The organism is Paenibacillus enshidis, from assembly GCF_042136365.1.
GTDB classification, from domain to species: Bacteria; Bacillota; Bacilli; order Paenibacillales; family Paenibacillaceae; genus Paenibacillus; species Paenibacillus enshidis.
The window spans coordinates 39016-57340 of the sequence record NZ_JBHHMI010000017.1 but is presented as its reverse complement, the minus strand read 5'-3'; the positions used below and the strand labels follow the sequence as shown (position 1 = coordinate 57340).

General features: G+C 50.3%; 19 protein-coding genes. 3 read left to right on the top strand and 16 right to left on the bottom strand.

What is annotated here, in order from left to right:
* Positions 1–3: 3 nt before the first annotated feature.
* Positions 4–765, bottom strand: a complete 762-nt coding sequence (locus ACE41H_RS17575; protein ID WP_375356808.1) for an energy-coupling factor transporter transmembrane component T family protein — start codon at positions 763–765, stop codon at positions 4–6.
* Positions 749–1345: a GNAT family N-acetyltransferase gene (locus ACE41H_RS17570; RefSeq protein ID WP_375356807.1), complete on the bottom strand. Its 597-nt coding sequence runs from the start codon at positions 1343–1345 to the stop codon at positions 749–751. Before ACE41H_RS17570 ends, ACE41H_RS17575 begins: the two co-directional genes overlap by 17 nt.
* A 259-nt stretch (positions 1346–1604) precedes the next feature.
* Here ACE41H_RS17570 and msrC point away from each other — a divergent pair, with 259 nt between their 5' ends.
* Positions 1605–2099, top strand: coding sequence for a free L-methionine (R)-S-oxide reductase MsrC (gene msrC, locus ACE41H_RS17565; protein WP_375356806.1), 495 nt, complete (start codon positions 1605–1607; stop codon positions 2097–2099).
* 138 nt (positions 2100–2237) lie between these two features.
* Here the strand turns inward: msrC and ACE41H_RS17560 are convergent, their stop codons facing one another.
* The 8 genes from ACE41H_RS17560 to ACE41H_RS17525 all read right to left on the bottom strand — a co-directional run bounded on the left by ACE41H_RS17560 (position 2238) and on the right by ACE41H_RS17525 (position 9940).
* Entirely contained in the window at positions 2238–3659 is a 1422-nt protein-coding gene (locus tag ACE41H_RS17560; RefSeq protein ID WP_375356805.1) for an aldehyde dehydrogenase family protein, read from the bottom strand.
* Positions 3659–3904: a hypothetical protein gene (locus ACE41H_RS17555; RefSeq protein ID WP_375356804.1), complete on the bottom strand. Its 246-nt coding sequence runs from the start codon at positions 3902–3904 to the stop codon at positions 3659–3661. Before ACE41H_RS17555 ends, ACE41H_RS17560 begins: the two co-directional genes overlap by 1 nt.
* Before the next feature lie 85 nt (positions 3905–3989).
* The gene (locus ACE41H_RS17550) at positions 3990–4109 is read right to left on the bottom strand and encodes a YjcZ family sporulation protein (protein WP_375356803.1); all 120 of its coding nucleotides are present in this window, start codon (positions 4107–4109) and stop codon (positions 3990–3992) included.
* Positions 4110–4371: 262 nt separating this feature from the next.
* Positions 4372–5403, bottom strand: coding sequence for an LLM class flavin-dependent oxidoreductase (locus tag ACE41H_RS17545; protein WP_375356802.1), 1032 nt, complete (start codon positions 5401–5403; stop codon positions 4372–4374).
* Positions 5404–5640: 237 nt separating this feature from the next.
* Entirely contained in the window at positions 5641–7257 is a 1617-nt protein-coding gene (locus ACE41H_RS17540) for a gamma-glutamyltransferase family protein (RefSeq protein ID WP_375356801.1), read from the bottom strand.
* Positions 7258–7372: 115 nt separating this feature from the next.
* Complete coding sequence (locus tag ACE41H_RS17535; protein WP_375356800.1) at positions 7373–8620, bottom strand: stalk domain-containing protein; 1248 nt, start codon at positions 8618–8620, stop codon at positions 7373–7375.
* Between the two features lie 277 nt (positions 8621–8897).
* Positions 8898–9065, bottom strand: a complete 168-nt coding sequence (locus ACE41H_RS17530; RefSeq protein WP_375356799.1) for a hypothetical protein — start codon at positions 9063–9065, stop codon at positions 8898–8900.
* A gap of 77 nt (positions 9066–9142) precedes the next feature.
* A complete protein-coding gene (locus ACE41H_RS17525) occupies positions 9143–9940 on the bottom strand; it encodes a PaaX family transcriptional regulator C-terminal domain-containing protein (protein ID WP_375356798.1) in 798 nt (265 codons plus the stop codon).
* A gap of 160 nt (positions 9941–10100) precedes the next feature.
* Between ACE41H_RS17525 and ACE41H_RS17520 the strand changes: the two genes are divergently transcribed.
* On the top strand, positions 10101–10793 hold the full coding sequence (locus ACE41H_RS17520) for a metal-dependent hydrolase (protein WP_375356797.1): 693 nt from the start codon (positions 10101–10103) through the stop codon (positions 10791–10793).
* A gap of 4 nt (positions 10794–10797) precedes the next feature.
* Here the strand turns inward: ACE41H_RS17520 and ACE41H_RS17515 are convergent, their stop codons facing one another.
* From ACE41H_RS17515 to ACE41H_RS17500, 4 genes are all read right to left on the bottom strand, one after another.
* Complete coding sequence (locus tag ACE41H_RS17515; RefSeq protein WP_375356796.1) at positions 10798–11157, bottom strand: MmcQ/YjbR family DNA-binding protein; 360 nt, start codon at positions 11155–11157, stop codon at positions 10798–10800.
* Between the two features lie 105 nt (positions 11158–11262).
* Entirely contained in the window at positions 11263–11865 is a 603-nt protein-coding gene (locus ACE41H_RS17510; RefSeq protein WP_375356795.1) for a nitroreductase family protein, read from the bottom strand.
* Between the two features lie 126 nt (positions 11866–11991).
* The gene (locus tag ACE41H_RS17505) at positions 11992–14010 is read right to left on the bottom strand and encodes an endonuclease MutS2 (RefSeq protein WP_375356794.1); all 2019 of its coding nucleotides are present in this window, start codon (positions 14008–14010) and stop codon (positions 11992–11994) included.
* 458 nt (positions 14011–14468) lie between these two features.
* The gene (locus ACE41H_RS17500; protein WP_375356793.1) at positions 14469–14963 is read right to left on the bottom strand and encodes a GyrI-like domain-containing protein; all 495 of its coding nucleotides are present in this window, start codon (positions 14961–14963) and stop codon (positions 14469–14471) included.
* 117 nt (positions 14964–15080) lie between these two features.
* Here ACE41H_RS17500 and ACE41H_RS17495 point away from each other — a divergent pair, with 117 nt between their 5' ends.
* Positions 15081–15419 (top strand): hypothetical protein, encoded by a 339-nt coding sequence (locus ACE41H_RS17495; protein ID WP_375356791.1) that lies wholly within the window; start codon positions 15081–15083, stop codon positions 15417–15419.
* Between the two features lie 21 nt (positions 15420–15440).
* Here the strand turns inward: ACE41H_RS17495 and ACE41H_RS17490 are convergent, their stop codons facing one another.
* Positions 15441–16385 carry an alpha/beta hydrolase gene (locus ACE41H_RS17490; protein WP_375356790.1) on the bottom strand — a complete coding sequence of 315 codons (945 nt, stop codon included), beginning with the start codon at positions 16383–16385 and terminating at the stop codon, positions 15441–15443.
* Positions 16386–16449: 64 nt separating this feature from the next.
* On the bottom strand, positions 16450–17907 hold the full coding sequence (locus ACE41H_RS17485) for a DHA2 family efflux MFS transporter permease subunit (protein WP_375356788.1): 1458 nt from the start codon (positions 17905–17907) through the stop codon (positions 16450–16452).
* Between the last annotated feature and the right edge of the window lie 418 nt (positions 17908–18325).

Sequence of the window (18325 nt, the reverse complement as noted above, 5' to 3'; positions counted from 1 at the left end):
AGCTCAAATCGTCCATATGAGCAGCAGCACAGTGCCCGCTAATAGAGCAGCCCACCACGGTCCTGCAGGAGAAGCCTCAACCGGACGCAAATAAGTCCTGTCAGGATATGCCCCAAACCCCCGGCCTTCCATAGCGGAAGCCGTCTGCTGCACACGCCGAACCGCGTTGACCAGCACGGCCACGACGAATCCTCCCCACCAGCGGGCTTGTCCTGCCAAACCGCGGGAAGGCCTGCTTCCACGCACACGCCGTGCCGCCGCGATCACTTTCCCTTCCTCCTCCAGCAGGGGCAGGAAGGTCAATGCGATGGAGAGACCAAAAGCGAATCTGTACGGGATCTTCAGCTTCTGATGAACAGCCTGCACGAAATCGCGCGGAGCCGTGGTAGCGATATATATGAATGAGGCGAGAAACAGCACAAACATGCGCAGAGTCAAAGCCCCCGCTGTATTCCAGCCTTCATTCGTGATGACCAGCGGTCCCCACTCCCGCCACACCGTGCCGTTGCGAACAGCCAGCAGGGTCAGTGCAAAATAAGGAATGCCCATCCATACGAGAAAGGACATCGCCTTGAGCTGCCTTGAGAAAGCAATGCCCGCCAGCAGTCTGGCCGTCAGAATCAGCGCCCCGAGCAGCAGGGCCTGCAGTTGCACCGTGTTCCAGACCATGCCGAGCAGACTGACGCAGAGCAGCATGACGAGCTTGCTAAGCGGACCTGCTCCATGCAGGGCAGAGATGCCTTTTGATTTACTGGTGATTTGCATAGGTACCATTTTCCTTCTTATTCCACTCCTCGTATAACAATGAATACAAGAGCATATCTTTGTAGCCTGTCGAAGTGTATTGAACCTGACGGAGCAAACCTTCCCTGCTCCAGCCAAAGGATTCCAGCAGCCGCTGCGACGGTTCATTGCGCGGATCCACCATGGCTTCCAGCCGGTTCAGCTTCATCGTCTCAAATCCGAAGGCATGCAGCAAATCCAGAGCTTCGGACATATAGCCCTTTCTCCAATGGGAACGGGACAGCTCATAGCCGATTTCACCCTTGAAGGCCCCGCTTAGCTGCCAGTGATTAAACCCGCAGCTTCCAATCAGTTCGCCGTTTTCCTTCAGTTCGATGCCCCAGCGGATTGCATCCTCCGAAAGGGACAGACGGTTGAGCAGTTCAATCATATCCTCCGCATCCTCCGGCGAGAACATGGACTCCATGTTCATATAACGGGTTACCTCACTGTCCGACCAAAACGTGAACACCCGGCGCGCTTCCCTCACCTCCATTTTGCGCAACCGGATTCGTCTGCCTTCCAATACGGGGATGCTCCCCTTGCACTCATACATCTTCATTCTTCCCCCCATTTCCGGTGCATGCCGGTTGCTTTCTAACATTGAAGCACAGGACATATGCAAATACAACCGCCCCCCTGGGAATTTTCAGTTTCTTTCTCTTGACGCCAAAGGGCAAAACATTATATCTTAAACTAATTAACCGCTGGTAGACAGCTCATGCATTTCTCCGGTAATTTGCAGCCTTCCAAGGGTTTGAGCAACAGCGCCTTCAGCAATTATGAATGTCCAGCCATGAGAAGACAGGAGTGAGATAATCATGTTTCAAGCAATGCCCTACGAAGGGACACGCGCTGAACAGTACGCCTCAGTATTGAGTCAGCTCAAAGGACTGATCCATGACGAAACCAACAATATAGCCAACCTGGCTAATGCATCCTCGCTGCTCTCGCACTTTCTGCAGGATGTCAACTGGACAGGCTTTTATCTGTTTGACGGCAAGGAGCTGGTGCTCGGGCCTTTCCAGGGCCTTCCCGCTTGCATCCGGATACCGCTGGGACGCGGCGTATGCGGTACAGCGGCAGCGGAGCGCCGGACCATTGTTGTGGAGGATGTTCACAAGTTTCCAGGTCATATCGCCTGTGACGCGGCCTCCAACAGCGAAATCGTCGTTCCACTCGTCAAGGACGGTGAGCTGATCGGCGTGATGGATATCGACAGCCCGCTTAAAGGCAGATTCGACAGCGTGGATCAGGCGTTTCTGGAGCAGTTTGCGGATATCCTTCTATCTCAGCTGCAAAATCCGCCGAAATAAACCTTTAAACGTAAACGGAATATTTTCTAAGAAGACGGTCCGCGATTGGCGGATTAAAACGAAGTGGCTGCCCAAAAGCATCGCAATGCTATTGGACAGCCACTAACGCACTGGGCTACTCTGTTTCATGCCGCAATTTTACTGGCGGTTGATCACGATCAGCTTCACTTCCAGCATTTCCTCTACCGCATACTTGACACCCTCGCGTCCGATGCCGCTTTGCTTGACACCGCCGTACGGCATATGGTCAACGCGGAAGGTCGGAATATCATTGATCATCACTCCACCGACATGCAGTCTGTCCGCTGCGTTAAGGGCATTAGCAATATCCCTTGTATAAATTCCAGCCTGCAGACCATAAATGGAAGCATTGACTCTGCCCACAGCTTCGTCAACGGAAGCTACACGCTCAATCACAACAAGCGGTGCAAACACCTCCCGGCAGGAGACGCTGGCCTGCGGGTCCACCTGCAGCAGCACCGTAGGCTTAAGCACCGGTCCATCGGCTTCCCCGCCGAGCGCCACTACCGCTCCCATGCTGGCAGCCTCCCCGATCCATTCCTGTACCCGTTGCACATCCTTGGCGGATATGAGGGCAGATACATCGGTATCCGGATCAAGCGGGTCGCCGATGTGCAGCTTCTGCGCAGCTTTAATGAATTTGTCCGTGAATTCATCATAACAGTCTTCCAGCACGTAAATTCGCTGCAGGGAAATGCATACCTGCCCCTGATTGGAGAAGGCTCCGCTTACACAACGGGGCACAATGGCATCGATGTCCGTACCGCTGTCGATAATGACCGCTGAATTGGAGCCCAGCTCAAGCGTTACACGCTTCAGCCCCGCTTTGGAACGGATCTCCGTCCCTACGGCAGGACTGCCTGTAAAGGTAATAAAGTTGACACGAGGGTCCGTAACCAGCCGATCCCCGGCTACTCTTCCGTCTCCGCTTACAACGTTCAGTGCTCCGGCAGGAAGCCCGGCTTCCTCAAGCAGTTCCGCCAGCAAGTAAGCAGACAGTGGTGTCTGCTCCGCTGGCTTGAGCACGACCGTGTTGCCTGCAGCGATGGCCGGACCGACCTTATGGGCAACCAGATTCATCGGGAAATTAAACGGAGTAATGGCTCCCACCACGCCGACGGGCTCCTTCACTGTATAAGCAAGGCGTCCTTCCCCTCCAGGGGCGGCGTCCATTGGAACCGTCTCGCCGTGGATTCGCTTCGCTTCCTCTGCTGCGAACTTGTAGGTTTGCACCGTCCGGTCAATCTCGGCCAAGGCCGTCTTGATTGGCTTGGCCGCTTCCAGCGCAATCAGACGTGCAGCCTCGTCCTTGCGCTCCTCCAGCAGCACTGCCAGCTTTTCCAGAATGGCAGCACGGCGGTGAGACGGCAGCGCGCGCATGGCCGGTCTCGCTTCCAGCGCGGCCTGAACAGCCGCATCAACATCCGCGGTGGAAGCCTCCGCAACCTCGGCGATGACCTCTCCGCTGTACGGCGAGCGCAGCGTCCTGTACTCCTTCGTTTCTACCCGCCGGCCGTTAATATATAAATGCTGCTTCATTAAATATCCTCCCCTCCTCCATATCCGGAGTCCCGGATCAGCAATACCGCAACACCGACCAGAACCATCTCCGAAATAAAACGGTGCCCCTGCAGTGTACCACTCGGACAGTTTTGTAGCCAGCCATGGCGAAAAGGGCTTCCCCATGAAGCGCAGGAAGCTGTAGGCAACCCGTTCAACTGGTGCAGACTGCATAGCGGCTGCTGTAATAAGTGTATCGTTAATGCCGGGGAAAATACCGGCAATGTGAAAAAGCCCCGACGTCAGCAGCGTCAGAGCTTATCATTTACATCCTAACTATGGCAATGTATGAAAATCAATCATAAGGTTTTAGATAAAGAACGTGCGGGAGATGATAACCAGCAGGATGAAGAGAACCAGAATCACACCTGTAGAAGTCCAGGCACCGCCGTAACCTACACCGTAACCTCCGCCTTTGCATGCGCTCATTTGCTTGACCTCCCTTCTAAAGCTGTTTTCCTAATTAGATCCAGAAGGCTCTGGTAATGATTACGAGCAAAATGAAAAGAACCAGGATTGCACCAGTGGAAGTAAAGCCGCCACATCCCAAACCTCCATATGCAGCCGACATGCCAATTCCTCCCTTCTTCCGTTTACATAGGCATCATATGCGTTTAGATAGACAAACGTATGAGGCAAATAGCCCTGCTTGCCGCCTATTTTTTGAACGAAAGACCAGATTGCATGTCTCTTAGCGGAGCTCCTTCATCACCTCGCTGATCAGTTCATATGATCTCAAACGGTCCTTATGGTCGTAAATCATCGAATTAATAATAAGTTCGTCCGCACCGGTTTCCGCTATAAAAGCCTCCAACTGCTCGCGCACCTTCTGCGGACCGCCCTTCATGGTGGATTTCAGCTGCTTCTCCACGGCGGCTCTTTCATACTCGGTCCATTTTCCCTCCATGTCGGCAGGCGGCTGCACCATTCCGGTTTTACCGCGAATGATGTTCAGAAACTGCTGCTCCATGGTCGTACCCAGCCATTCGGCCTGCTCATCCGTATCCGCGGCTACCGCATTGATACCTACCATGACATAGGGTTCCTGAAGCACATCAGACGGCCGGAAGCTGCTTCGGTACGCCTGCAGCGCACGCTGGGTATAGTCAGGCGAGAAATGACCTGCAAAGGCAAACGGCAGCCCCTTCCGGCCGGCAAGCTGCGCACTGAAATCGCTGGACCCGAGCAGCCAGATCGGAATATGCAGCCCTTCACCGGGAACCGCCCGGACCGGCGCATGATAAGACGTAGCCGACGGGTCAAAATAAGCTATCAGTTCATCCAGCAGCTCAGGAAAATCTTCCCCGCTGTTCAGTTCCCTGCGCAAGGCCAGCGTCGTTCTTCTGTCACTCCCCGGCGCTCTGCCCAGCCCCAGATCGATGCGCCCCGGATAGAGCGACTCCAGTGTGCCGAACTGCTCGGCGATGACCAGCGGCGCATGGTTGGGCAACATAATCCCCCCGGAGCCGACCCGGATCGTGGATGTACCGCCTGCAATATGACCGATCACAACTGACGTAGCCGAGCTGGCAATTCCGGGCATGTTGTGGTGTTCAGCGACCCAATAGCGGTGGTAACCCCACCGTTCAGTATGCTGAGCCAGATCCAGGCTGTTGCGCAGCGCGTCCGCCGCTGTTCCATCGACTGTGATAGGGGCCAGATCCAGTACGGATATTTTGACATTATGCAGTGAATTTCCCTTGGACGATCTATGTTCAGACATCGTTCAAACCCTCCGTATCTCCTTTGGATTCAAAATGATTTTACAAAATTAAATTACCTATACCATCATATCCTCTTTTCACCTCATAACGCAACAAGGATGCCCGACTGTGTATTCTGGCGTTTTTTCGTTCTGTTTTACGAAACGCCAAAAGAGCTATCCTCAGCTAAAAACTGAGGGTTAGCTCCTTTTTCGGAAACGTTACGGGGCGCGCCTGCGGTTCTGTATTTCAATGTTCTACCATGCGGCTATCATTCCGTCTGTACGCCACTCTGTCCCACCGACCAGCACACCGCTGGCCTGATCACGCAAAATGATCTGCCCGCGTCCAAAGCCGCCGGGGCCGCTCGCACGCCTGATCTGATGACCCTTGCGCATCAGGCTTTGGGCCAGATGCTCCGGGAAAGACGGCTCGATCTCAATCGTCTTGCCCTCAATCCACTGCCAGCGCGGCGCATCCAGCGCAGCCTGCGGATTCAACTGAAAATCCACCAGATTCATGACCACCTGCATATGGCCCTGCGGCTGCATAAAACCGCCCATGACACCAAACGGGCCGAGGGCTTTGCCATCCTTCGTAAGAAAGCCGGGAATAATCGTATGATACGTTTTTTTGCCCGGCTCCAGACGGTTAGCATGGGACGGATCAAGCGAGAAGGAGTGGCCCCGGTTCTGCAGGCCGATTCCCGTTCCGGGAATGACGATGCCCGACCCAAAGCCCATATAGTTGCTTTGTATATAGGAAATCATATTGCCTTCCCCGTCTGCTGCTGCCAAATAAACTGTTCCACTGCGGGCAGGCTCGCCAGGCTCCGGCATCTGCGCTTCATCGCCGATCAGTGCCCGGCGTGTCTCGGCATAAGCGGATGAAAGCAACTCCTCCACACTCACGCTCATCTTGTCATGCTGTGTAATGTATTTAAGCCCGTCAGTGAAGGCCAGCTTCATCGCTTCCATCTGCTTGTGGTGCGTATCTACTGCATCGCGGGCGAAGAAATCATAACCGTTCAGAATGTTCAGGGCCAGCAGCGCCACCAATCCTTGTCCATTCGGCGGAATCTCCCACACATCATAACCCTTGTAGTTTACCGAAATCGGATCAACCCATTCGGGAGCATAAGCCGCAAGATCCTCCTTGCGCAGGAGCCCGCCGTGCTCTCTGGAGAAGGCATCGATCCGCTCCGCCAGCTCTCCCCGGTAGAACGATTCGGCACCGGTCTCCGCAATGCTGCGCAGTGTGGCGGCGTGCCCCTGCGATTTCCAGATCTCCCCGATGCGCGGGGCTCTGCCTGCCGGGGCAAACGTATCAAACCAGCCCGCAAACTCCGGCCCTTTCAGTTCTTCAGAGAAGCGGCGGCATCCGGCACGCCAATTATGGCCCAGTATCGGCGAAATCGGGAATCCTTGCTCGGCATAATCAATGGCAGGCTGCAGAACCTCCGTGAACGGCAGCCTGCCGAACCGGTCGGACAAGGCCTTCCAAGCTGAGGGAGCACCCGGAACCGTAACCGGCAGCCAGCCGTATGCAGGCATTTTCTCATGACCCGCCCCCTTCACAGCCTCGATGGAAATGCCTTGAGGCGCAGGACCGCTTGCGTTCAAGCCATGCATTTTGTCGTCCTTCGTCCATACGATGGCGAAGGCGTCTCCGCCGATCCCGTTCGAGGTCGGTTCTACGACCGTAAGGCATGCAGCGGTTGCGATGGCTGCGTCTATAGCATTTCCGCCCTTTTTCAGAACTTCCAGACCCGCCTGTGCGGCGAGAGGCTGGGAAGTAGCAACCATCCCGTTGCGTGCATAAACGGCATTCCTCTGCGACGGATAAGGGTAAGACAATGGATCAAACGGTTTCATAACATCCACTTCCAATCATATATATTTAGGCTCAGAGCAGCGGATACACTCCATAAAATAAAAAACTGACACCAATATTCTCAATTGATGTCAGTTTTCTATGTCAATATCTCAGTTATTTGAACTCAATCAACTTGTTCATTTCATCCCAGACGTCCTGACCGATCAGCCCCAGCCTCCAGACAGCAATGCCTTTCAGGTCATAACGCTTCGCCAGCCCGATTTTCGTATTGACCGACTGCTTGTTCTCGCTGGCCACGGAAATGCCGAGCACCAGCTTCTCTTTCCCGGTCTCCTTCAGTGCCAGACGTATCGCCTCATCCACTTTATCAGCAGGCTCCGGGCTCTTCTCGTCTCCATAAGCATAAGCCATAATAATGAGTTCATCGGCGAGCTTGCCCAAAGTGCCGTAATCATAACCTGTATAAGCGCTGTTTAATGGATGCAGAACGACCGTCAGCTTCAAGCCGGCCTGCTGGGCGCGGGATGCCAGATTTTTGACAAAAGCGTTGTAATCGGTTCGCGCCTTCGCTTTATCCCCGCTCCAGCCCAAGCCTTCCAGGTCCAGGGCGATCCCCTTAAAGCCGTTTTCCGTGGCCGTATTCACGATTTGCGTCAGGGTCTGCTCCTGCAGCTGCTGGTCCTCCAGGTTTTTCGTCAGCTCCAGATTGCCGTCGACCGAATATACCATCAAATAAGGTGCAGTTCCCTGAGCAGAGGTGCTCTGAATAATCGATTCAGGCGTAACATCCCCGGCTGACTGCGGCCAACCGTATTCCTTTGCCCCTGTCGTGAAAACACCATCTGTTCCGATACGGCTCCAGCCAAAGGCCACGGAATCAAATTCAGGCACCCGATTGATCTCGCTATAGGAAGACAGCGCATAGAAGCCGGCGGTGTACATGTCCTCCTTGGGCGACGTAATCGACACGGTTTTTGCCCCCTGGTTCCAGGATACATCAGCACCGAACTGCTGGCTGAAGAAGCTGAGCGGAATCATCGTAGTGCCCTGGATCATCTGCGGGGCAACCAGCAGCTGGGCATTTTGCCCCCCTGCCTGAGCTGTCGTGCTTCCCATGGTAAGTACAACCTGCTGCGTTCCTTCCGCTCCCTGCTTTGTCGCCGTAATCGTCTGCGCGGCCTGGTTCCATACCACTTTAATGCCGAGCGCCTCCGAGATCGCGCGGAAGGGAACCATAGTCGTGCCTTTCATAACCTGCGGCTCCACCGGAAAAGGAAGCGGATAACCATCAAGTGTAATGCTTACTCCACCTGCTGCTTCCGCACTTCCCGCCAGCGTGCCGGTTCCCCCGAGCCCCAGCAGCAGGGCGGAGCATAAAACCCATTTGTGCATCTGTTTCATGGACATTCTCCCTGTGTTTGTTTTGGAAGGGAAATCCCCTCCCTATTACTCTAGCAAAAAAGGATAGATTTGCCACCCTCAAAAAAATGGTGAGCCGCCCATGCTGGGTGTACACAAAAGAAGCAGGCCGGATATAAATTCGACCTGCTTCTTTCTGTCTACATTCCAGAATTAACGGAATAAAAATTAATGACACCAATTGCCGCAAGTACCACAAAGACTCCCAAAATAATCCACAATGTTTTATTCTTCATTTTCACGCACCACGCCTTTAATTTTACTCAGTATAAAAATATCCTCCTGTCTTTCCATTTTTATCACCTACTACTCCTAAGTATACATTACCCAACTGAACCCCACCAACGCCTTGGACACCAATTTTGTAGCTAAAAATCACATCCCCATAATATTTATTATTGGAGACATAACCATCATACCAAGTCAAGTTAGTATCTACTGTAGGATTATAATTTTGAACTACCGCTCCGCCGGTCGAAGTCTTTTTGGTTTTGAGGTCGCTGTCTAATCTACCACAAAAGGGGCATACAGCGAATCTCCCGGAATACGTCCGGCCAATTGGCGGTAAGCCTCTATCATCTTCTCCAGCTTATCATGATGTTCCTCCCACACCGGAGTAAGCAGTTCTTCAGGCAGCATGGGGTCCAGCAGGAACAAATCGCTGACCGCCTCTCCGAGGGACAGATACAGCAGAAACAGCTCCAGCGGAGAGTCCTCCTGCCCTCCTGCCCGCTGCAGGAGCGGTTCGAACTCCGTCTGGTACCACTGCCACTTGTCGCGGTACAGGGCCTCCACCTTTTCCAGCTGCCATATTTTCTCCGCAAGCTGAGGTGTAATGCTGCCGATTTCCATCATCCCGCTAACGAAGGTTACGCAGCCGGACAAGCCCAGACTGTCGACCAGGCGGTTCACGTCATCGATATTGCTCCATGGGTTGATATACACCCCGTTATACAGCATGCCGAAGCCAAACTGGAGCAAGCCAGCGCGCAAGGCATCCCTTTTTCTCCGCTGTGCTTCCGGCACACCCGCCATCACAACATGCCAGCGCCCGTCCCATGCCTCTCTGACCCGCAGCGGTTTGCTGTTGATAGAGGCCAGGAAGGACCGTCCCAGGTCTGTAATCTGGTATACGGATCGCGCATGAGAAATGACATAGCCCTCTTTTTTCAGACGGGACAGGGAGCTGCGGATATACGTAGGGGCATAACCCCGTTTTTCATAGATCCGCAGCAGCTCCTGAATATTCATTTTCCCAGTACGGGACATTAAGAACAGCATCTGTTTTTCAACCGATAACAAAGGATGACCTCCTGCTTGACTCGGAAATAGCTAGAATATATCATGAATATGTACGATCGTATGTATATATGACACATTTATCAGGCTGGAAAAGCATCACAGGAATGACCCGATACTCTGGCCGAATATGGATTCTATTATGTAGAAGGAGTGAACAGCCATGCAAATCATTTATCACGGACATTCTTCCATTCAAATCGGGACGGGTGGCAAATCCCTCGTGATCGATCCTTTTCTGAGCGGCAACGAGCTGGCGGTCACCAAACCAGAAGATATCAAAACCGACGCCATTCTGCTGACCCATGCCCACATGGACCACATCCTGGATGCGGAGCCCATCGCTAAAGCGAATGACGGCATTCCCGTTATCGCCAATGTCGAGCTGGCCACCTACATGTCCTGGAAAGGCTTGAACACGGTCGGCATGAATATGGGCGGCACCTATGACCTCGGCTTCGCCACTGCCAAAATGATTCAGGCATTTCACACCTCCGGCATTGTGGATGAGGAAAGAAAGACAATTATATACGGCGGCGAGCCCGGCGGATACATTGTTCAGGCGGAAGGCAAAACGATTCTGCACGCGGGCGACACCAGCCTCTTCAGCGATATGAAAATGTTCGGCGAACGCTATTCCATCGATGTGGTACTGATCCCGATCGGAGGCCATTATACTATGGGGCCTGAGGATGCGCTGCAGGCAGCACAGTGGTATAACGCCAAGCTGACGATTCCCGTTCATTACAACTCGTTCCCGATCATCAAGCAGGACGCCGAAGCCTTTGTCGCCCAGCTTGAAGCCAAAGGGCTGAAGGGCAAGGTGCTTGCTCCTGGAGAATCCGTTGAAATCTGATTTATCAGACGAGCCGGTCTTCGATGGCTGAACGGGCCGCCTTGGTCATGCCTTTCAGGACTAGCTCATAGGAATGGTCCATCATGGCATACAGCTCGGACTGCGGTATGGACCCGTCAACTGTAACCGTGTTCCAATGCTGCTTGTTCAGATGGTAGCCGGGGCGGATGGCTTTATTTTGCTCTCTCAGATTTTCAGCGATGACAGGATCGCATTTCAGGGAAATGGCCGGCATGCCGTTTTCTTCAACAAGCAGGGCGAACATTTTGCCCCCTACCTTGAATACCTGCGCGGACGGGCCGAACGGATAGGTCGAGACCGCTCCCTTTTTTCTCAGGCAGTAGGACTCCAACTTCTTGTACATACACTGCCTCCTTTGATGAATTGACTGTATTCTAAAGTTAATAGTACACAAAAAAACGCCGGATGCCTATCTCCGGCGTTCTTTTGCGTCTTTAGGTGTCAAAGCTTATTTTACAACCTTCACGCGTTCTTCAATCGGTTTGAATTCCTTGTCTCCCGGCTGGGCAACAGGTTTGCCAAACGGCATTTGGGCAATCAGTTTCCAGCTTTCAGGAATGCTCCATTCATGCTTCACCTTCTCATCGATCAGCGGGTTGTAGTGCTGCAGCGAAGCGCCAAGCCCTTCCTGTTCAAGCGCTGTCCAGACTACCAGTTGTAACATGCCGTTAGACTGGTTGGACCATACCGGGAAATTGTCGGCATAGGATGGAAAGCCTTGCTGCAGCCCGGCTACTACATCATTATCTTCAAAGAAGAGCACCGTGCCGTAGCCGCTGCGGAAAGCAGCCATTTTCTCTGCCGTGGAAGCGAATGCCGCCTCATCGCCTACGACCTCACGCAGAATATCTTCTGTAACATTCCACAGTTTGTCATGCTGTTCACCAAGCAGCACGACAGCGCGGGCGCTTTGGGAGTTGAAGGAAGAAGGAGTGTATTTAACGGCCTCTTCCACAATCTCCTGAATACGTGCATCCGAGATGACGGATTCCTTGCTGATTCCGTAGTAAGAACGTCTTTCTTTAATCGCAGTGAAAAAATCTTTACTCATGGTGTTCCCTCCTGTAATTAATATTTTATAGTCACTTCCTTTTTATCATAACAATATTTTATTTTAATATCAAGCTACTTTATATAAAGTTATGTGGAGCTCACTCGGATTTTTGTTTGCTTGGCGTTAATCCTGCTCCTCCGGCTTTTCAATGATCAGCCCCTGTACATGCTTGCGCTTCAGCAGCTTCCGCTTCTTGCGGTTTTCTTTCGAGTCAAGCACGATGTCCAGGTCATAGTCGGCCGGATATAATTCTTTACCCTCAATATGCAGGCGCAGCCGCTTTTTGTGGATTTTCATTTTATGCTTGCGGATCAGAACGCCGATATTTCCCCTGCTGTCCTCCGTATCGCATACAATGCCGCTCTGTTTCAGGTAAGGAATCGTGACTCTGTCTCCCAATTGGAATACATATTGGTCATTCGCAGGGTTTTCCTCGGATGGCCCATTTTCCACTGTTGGATCGCCGGCATCGTTCGTTATGACCTCCACGGTTGGCGTCTCCTTTTTCACCGTCTGCTCGACAGCATGATCAGCTTCTGCCGTTTCTGGCGTTTCTTCTAGCTCTATATCAGGTACAGCATTAGGGACAGCTTGATCTGCATCAACCGGTTGTGCGGCTCCTGCCTGCGCGATTTCCCGTGAACGCTGAATGAGCCGCTCCGGAATGCCCAGCTTCAGGGCAATCTGGAAGGCGTAGCTCTGGCCCGCTTCTCCGATGTGCAGACGGTACAGTGGCTGCAGCGTCTGCGGATCAAACTCCATGCGCGCATTCTCAAAGCCCGAAGCCGCCGCCGCAAAGCTCTTGATTTCGTTATAATGGGTCGTTGCGATAACAGCCGCCCCCCTCCGGTACAACTCTTCAAGAATTGCGATGGAAAGGGCGACACCTTCGCCCGGGTCCGTGCCGGAAGCCATTTCGTCGATCAACACCAGCGTCCGGTTATCCGCGTTCTGCAGTATTTCGATCACGTTCCTGATATGCGCGGAAAAGGTGCTGAGTGCATGCTCAATGCTTTGGCCGTCACCGATATCCACCGCCACATGGTGGAACACTGCGAACATGCTGCCTTCGTGGACCGGGACAAGCAGACCGGACTGCACCATGACCGTTAATAATCCGACTGTCTTGAGGGCCAGCGTTTTGCCGCCGGTGTTCGGACCGGTAACGATCAGCGAGGTATATCCCCTGCCGAGGGCGAAGTTCAAAGGCACCATGGAGCTGCCCATGAACGGATGCCTTGCTTCGACCAGCTGTATCACTCCTTGCTCGTTCAGCTCCACATTGCCTCCATCCATGGAAGCCGCATATTTGGCCTTTGCGAACAAGAAATCGTACATGCCTACCGTTTCAGCATTAATGTGCATCCACTGGGCATGCTCTTCCACCAATAACGTGAGCTCGCTGAGAACTTTCATCTCCTCCCGCGCTTCTTCCGCCTGCAGGGCGGAAAGGTCATATTGCAGGGTCCTGATATCCTCGGGCTCAATATACACAGTCTGCCCGCTGGCCGATTCATCAAGCACGATGCCTTTGACCTGCTTGCGGTGCTCCTTCTTGACAGGCAGTACATATCTTCCGCCGCGGGTGCTCAGGACATGCTCCTGTAAAATGCTGCGGTGTTTGCTCATGAGGGTGTTCAGCCTGCCCTTGCGGCGCTCCTCAATGACTGTTATTTTTTTACGGATTCTGGACAGCTCCTTGCTGGCCGCATCGATGATGCGTCCGCTGCGGATACTGCCGTCGATGGCCGACCGCACCTTCTCCAGCTCATACATCGAAGCCGCATAAGAACTGACGAGCGGGGCCGCATCACGCTTGGCCTTCATGTACCTGATCAACTGCGAGCAGCTTGTAAGAAACTGATGAATTTGCGCAAACTCCTGTTCGCTGAACACATACCCTGTACCCAGCAGGCCCAGAATATGCTCCATCCCTTCCATGGAAGGCACCGGCACACTTGCCCCATGCTGCAAAAGCGCTTTGGCTTCCGCCGTTTCATCCAGCGTTTTGCGGATCAGCTTCCCGTTCGTCATGGGCGCCAGCCGCGATACCTGCTGCTTGCCCAGATAGGACACGGCGTACCGCTCTAGCTCTTCCTTTACTCTTCCGTATTCCAGACGCTGTAAATCCTGTTCGTTCATTTTTGGATTCTCCCTTGTAAGTGTATTGGCAACAAAAAAAAGACGAAGAATGAGCAAGCTCATTCTCCGCCTTAAAAGAAGGATAGGCTGAATAGACGGTCCTCCCGTCATTCCAATTCCGCCAAAGGTGCCGAAAACAAAAAAACCGCGCTGAACACAGCACGGATAAGGGCACAATGACAGACCTTTCCAAAGGCATCATATGATATCCGCTGTTCTTAACTAATTCCAAGGCTGTTCGAAGGTATCACAAAGAAACACTGCTCCCGCAGCATTTTTTTCAGTAATACACCAACCATCCTTCAGTATGGAATTTGATTAGTTAAGAACACTCACCGACATCAAAATCTCTCCTTTGAGAAAAGGTACCTACAATATAGTCGAAGGTGGACGCCATTGTCAACAACTGCCGCTCCGGCTATCCCTCGCCTTATATCCAATAGGTGTCGCACTTCATATTACAATCTGTCCTTACTTATTTTTTCAATAGGAAAATACAGATATAAATCTCCATTTGTTTCAGACGGATTATAGTATTCATGTACTGCCCCGACGATTGAATAGTTGGTATGGGGTATGAATTCGTTAATCATATAATTGAACTTTTCCTGATATGTGTTTTTATTGCACTTCATTACTGCAAATTTATACGAGGGAATTACCCATTTAGTCCACCCAGTTGGGGCTACTGAGTCATCATACACTTCACACCCGGCTAAATACTTGCCTTGATCTGTCCAACGTTTAAAGCTCTCAGTTAAATCACTCATCGCCCCCCATATCCCCACGATATTCCCTTCCGCATCAGTCTTTGCTAATGAGCGAATCTCTTCAAAGTTATGATTTGCCTCCTGCCAAAGGGATGGAATCCAACTTTGACTTTCGGATGCAAAGCCCTGTCCTAACTTTCCGACAACTGTAAATGATTCCTTCACTTCGAAGTATACGGACATATTACACGCTCCTGACTATCATGGTTTAAACTGATTTGCAGTATTTTTCGTATTGTTTGCTGCCCTTGTACTGTAATAATTTTATTCATGCTATAATATCGTTACGAAAGGTGCGTGATGGATTTGGAGCAAATATTAAATCAAATTTTACAAGAAATAAAGTCCATAAAAAATGATATTCAACAGTTGAATCAGAATCAACAACTCCTAGATCAAAATCAAAAATCCTTAGATCAGAACCAAAAACTCTTAGAACAGAATCAAAAACAGATGTCGCTCCAAATCGATAACATTTTACAATCTGTTTTACGTATCGAAGATAGTCAGCCTAAAGACATTTCCGCACTTTTTGACCGAATTCATGATAATATTCTTGATAAAGATTCTGAAATCGCGGCTTTGAATAAGCGTGTATTCCGCTTAGAATCGGATTTTGAAAAATTTAGTAGACAGTGATAAAACCACTTCGGTAATTAATCATTGATGTAAGGCTCGCTTTAAAGCCTCTTTATATTCTTTTACAAATCTCTGGCTGATCTCAGCAGCAGGAGCGTACTCCTCAAAGCCGTGAAAACATCCGGGATATAAATGAAATTCTGTTGGCACACCAGCCTGCGTTAGCCTTAATACATAATCGATGATTTCATCACGAAATGGATCCAGGTCACCAACACATGTGTATGTAGGTGGCAGCCCTGACAAGTCAGTTGCACGTGCTGGAGCAGCATATGGGGAAACTTCACGGTTATCTTCTAAATACATTTCCCACCCAAGCTGGGTTTTGGCTTTGCTCCATACTCTTTCATCTGTGATTTCATTACTGGATTGGCTTGTGCCCCGGTCATCCAACATCGGGTAAAGAGGCATTTGCAATGCGATAGAAGGCCCTTTCCGATCTCTTGCCAAAAGAGAAAGAGCAGCCGTTAATCCACCGCCGGCACTGGCGCCAACCACTGCGATTCTGGATGAATTCACTCCCAACTCTTCAGCATGTTCAGAAAACCATTGCAGTGCAGCATAGCAATCTTCGAGCGGGGCCGGAAAAGGATGCTCCGGAGCCAGTCGATAATCCACGGACACGATGACACAATTAAGTTCCGATACCAATTGCTGCATGGCAGGGTCCATCATATCAGCAGAACCAAGGATATAACCGCCACCGTGAATATACAGGATGCCTGGCAGAATTTCATCCCTCACTTTTGGTTCATAGATTTTGATCCTGACATCCGGGTCCCCTGCTGCTCCCGGAACATACCTCTCTGAAGTTAGAACTTCATCATTAACGGGCAGAGATGCAGCCAGGCCGGCAAACATCTCGTGCATCTCTTTCCTTTTCGCACCTAAATTCTCTCGCGTATACATGACTTTCGGCAAAACTGAAAACAATTCTTTAAGTTCAGGGTGCAGTTTTTCTTCCATAAACCAACCATCCTTCGTTAACAGTGTCATAAATCGAACTTGAAATCATTAGTGCTGATTTTGCTTATTTCTCCAGGCCCTTTGTTACATGAACTCTCTTGATAAATAGAGCGAAAATTAACCCTAAGATAGCAACAATTAATGGGAATACAAAGCTATGTTGAATGCCTGCAATTATGGATAGAGGGCCATTGACGGGATCTGTTTTGTCTGAAACGTCATTCATAAAACGATTGACACCCGCTGTCATGATGCTAACCGCAACGGCTGTGCCTACAGCCCCTGCCAATTGTTGGAATGTATTCATAATTGCACTACCATCAGGATATAGTTCTGGAGGCAGCTGGTTTAACCCATTCGCCTGCGACGTCCACACCATACAATTACTGATCATAATTAAAGAATGAAATAAAACGATTAAAGCAACAGAGGACGAGGTGTTAAGACCAGTGAAGAACCAAAGCGACGTGGAGGTCAAAACCAACCCCATAGGCACAATCAATTTGGGACCAAATTTATCAAATAGTTTCCCCATTACCGGGGACATCACTGCTTGTAAAATCCCTCCAGGCAACAAGACAAGCCCTGCCTTTAAAGTGCTGAAACCAAGTCCTTGAATTAGATACATAGGTAATGCAATAATCGTGGTTAACAAAATAATCATGCAAACAACCAGCATTAATGTGCCAATGGTAAACATAGGATGCTTAAAAGCCCGTAAATTCAACATCGGCTGACTCATCGTCAACTGACGAATGATAAAAATAATCAACGCAAGTATGCCGATGGACATAGAAATGATGACTTCCGTGCTTCCCCAACCACCATCACCTTCACCTACTTTGCTGAAAGCAAACACGATTCCACCAAAGCCAAATGTAGATACGATAAGTGACAAGATATCAATTTTGGGCTTAGTAATAGTGGATACATTTTGCAAATTGAGAGAACCAAATAAAAGTGCAATGGCTAAAAACGGAATAGACAGCCAGAAGATCCACTGCCATCCTAAAGTATCAATCAAAAAACCTGATACCGATGGCCCAACGGCAGGTGCGACTACAAGAACAAGTCCAAGGATACCGATGATCGTCCCTCTTTTTTCTGCTGGAAAAATATGAAGAATGGTATTAAATATTAGCGGAAGAAGAAGTGCCATACTTGCGGCTTGTATGATACGTCCAATCAATAATACCTCAAATCCGGGTGCAAGCGCCGATACAAGCGTACCTAAGATAGAAAAGCTGAGTGCAGCAATAAATAGCTGTCGGGTCGTGAACCACTGTAAAAGTAAGCCTGATACCGGTACAAGAACACTGAGTGTCAACAGATAACCGGTCGTGAGCCATTGTGCCGTCGAGGCGGAAATATGAAATAGGCTCATCAAATCACTTAATGCAACATTTAGCGCCGTCTCACTAAACATTCCGATAAAACCGCTTAACAACAATGAAATCATAATAGGTATGACTTTATAGTTTTGTACTGCATTTTGTTTTATTTCAACTGTCGTCACATGCATCTCTCCACTCTTCAACTAATAAATAGATTTTAAAGCTTCTTTATATCCCTGATTACTAATGAATAGATCATTTTAGCTTTTGAATTTTATGTTCTCATTTATCCCCCTCAATAAAAGACTTTACGAGTCTATAATAGATTTTATTCGAATTCATTGTCAAGCATTTTATTTTGGGTCCAAAGCTCGATTCTGTTTAAATCACCATCTAACCGGAAAAGAAACTATGTTCTTGTTGCGTGAAAAGTCGTCAAGCCTTATTCACTTCAATTATTTATTTTAGCTTTGATTCATCTTTTCTGATGTGTTATCATATTCTTAAATAAAGACCAAGTGCAGCGAACACTTGGTCAGTACAATTGGCTTGGATGGTTTATCCCTTCTTAAGTCATCGGAATAAAAACCCACCTTCGGCGGTCAA

Coding starts and splice junctions, on each gene's coding strand:
- ACE41H_RS17545 (WP_375356802.1), bottom strand. CDS start 5,403: ATGTCTGAACATAGATCGTCCAAGGGAAATTCACTGCATAATGTCAAA.
- ACE41H_RS17490 (WP_375356790.1), bottom strand. CDS start 16,385: ATGGAAGAAAAACTGCACCCTGAACTTAAAGAATTGTTTTCAGTTTTG.
- ACE41H_RS17520 (WP_375356797.1), top strand. CDS start 10,101: ATGCAAATCATTTATCACGGACATTCTTCCATTCAAATCGGGACGGGT.
- ACE41H_RS17485 (WP_375356788.1), bottom strand. CDS start 17,907: ATGCATGTGACGACAGTTGAAATAAAACAAAATGCAGTACAAAACTAT.
- ACE41H_RS17535 (WP_375356800.1), bottom strand. CDS start 8,620: ATGAAACAGATGCACAAATGGGTTTTATGCTCCGCCCTGCTGCTGGGG.
- ACE41H_RS17575 (WP_375356808.1), bottom strand. CDS start 765: ATGCAAATCACCAGTAAATCAAAAGGCATCTCTGCCCTGCATGGAGCA.
- ACE41H_RS17560 (WP_375356805.1), bottom strand. CDS start 3,659: ATGAAGCAGCATTTATATATTAACGGCCGGCGGGTAGAAACGAAGGAG.
- ACE41H_RS17570 (WP_375356807.1), bottom strand. CDS start 1,345: ATGAAGATGTATGAGTGCAAGGGGAGCATCCCCGTATTGGAAGGCAGA.
- ACE41H_RS17550 (WP_375356803.1), bottom strand. CDS start 4,109: ATGAGCGCATGCAAAGGCGGAGGTTACGGTGTAGGTTACGGCGGTGCC.
- msrC (WP_375356806.1), top strand. CDS start 1,605: ATGTTTCAAGCAATGCCCTACGAAGGGACACGCGCTGAACAGTACGCC.
- ACE41H_RS17495 (WP_375356791.1), top strand. CDS start 15,081: ATGGATTTGGAGCAAATATTAAATCAAATTTTACAAGAAATAAAGTCC.
- ACE41H_RS17505 (WP_375356794.1), bottom strand. CDS start 14,010: ATGAACGAACAGGATTTACAGCGTCTGGAATACGGAAGAGTAAAGGAA.
- ACE41H_RS17500 (WP_375356793.1), bottom strand. CDS start 14,963: ATGTCCGTATACTTCGAAGTGAAGGAATCATTTACAGTTGTCGGAAAG.
- ACE41H_RS17510 (WP_375356795.1), bottom strand. CDS start 11,865: ATGAGTAAAGATTTTTTCACTGCGATTAAAGAAAGACGTTCTTACTAC.
- ACE41H_RS17540 (WP_375356801.1), bottom strand. CDS start 7,257: ATGAAACCGTTTGATCCATTGTCTTACCCTTATCCGTCGCAGAGGAAT.
- ACE41H_RS17515 (WP_375356796.1), bottom strand. CDS start 11,157: ATGTACAAGAAGTTGGAGTCCTACTGCCTGAGAAAAAAGGGAGCGGTC.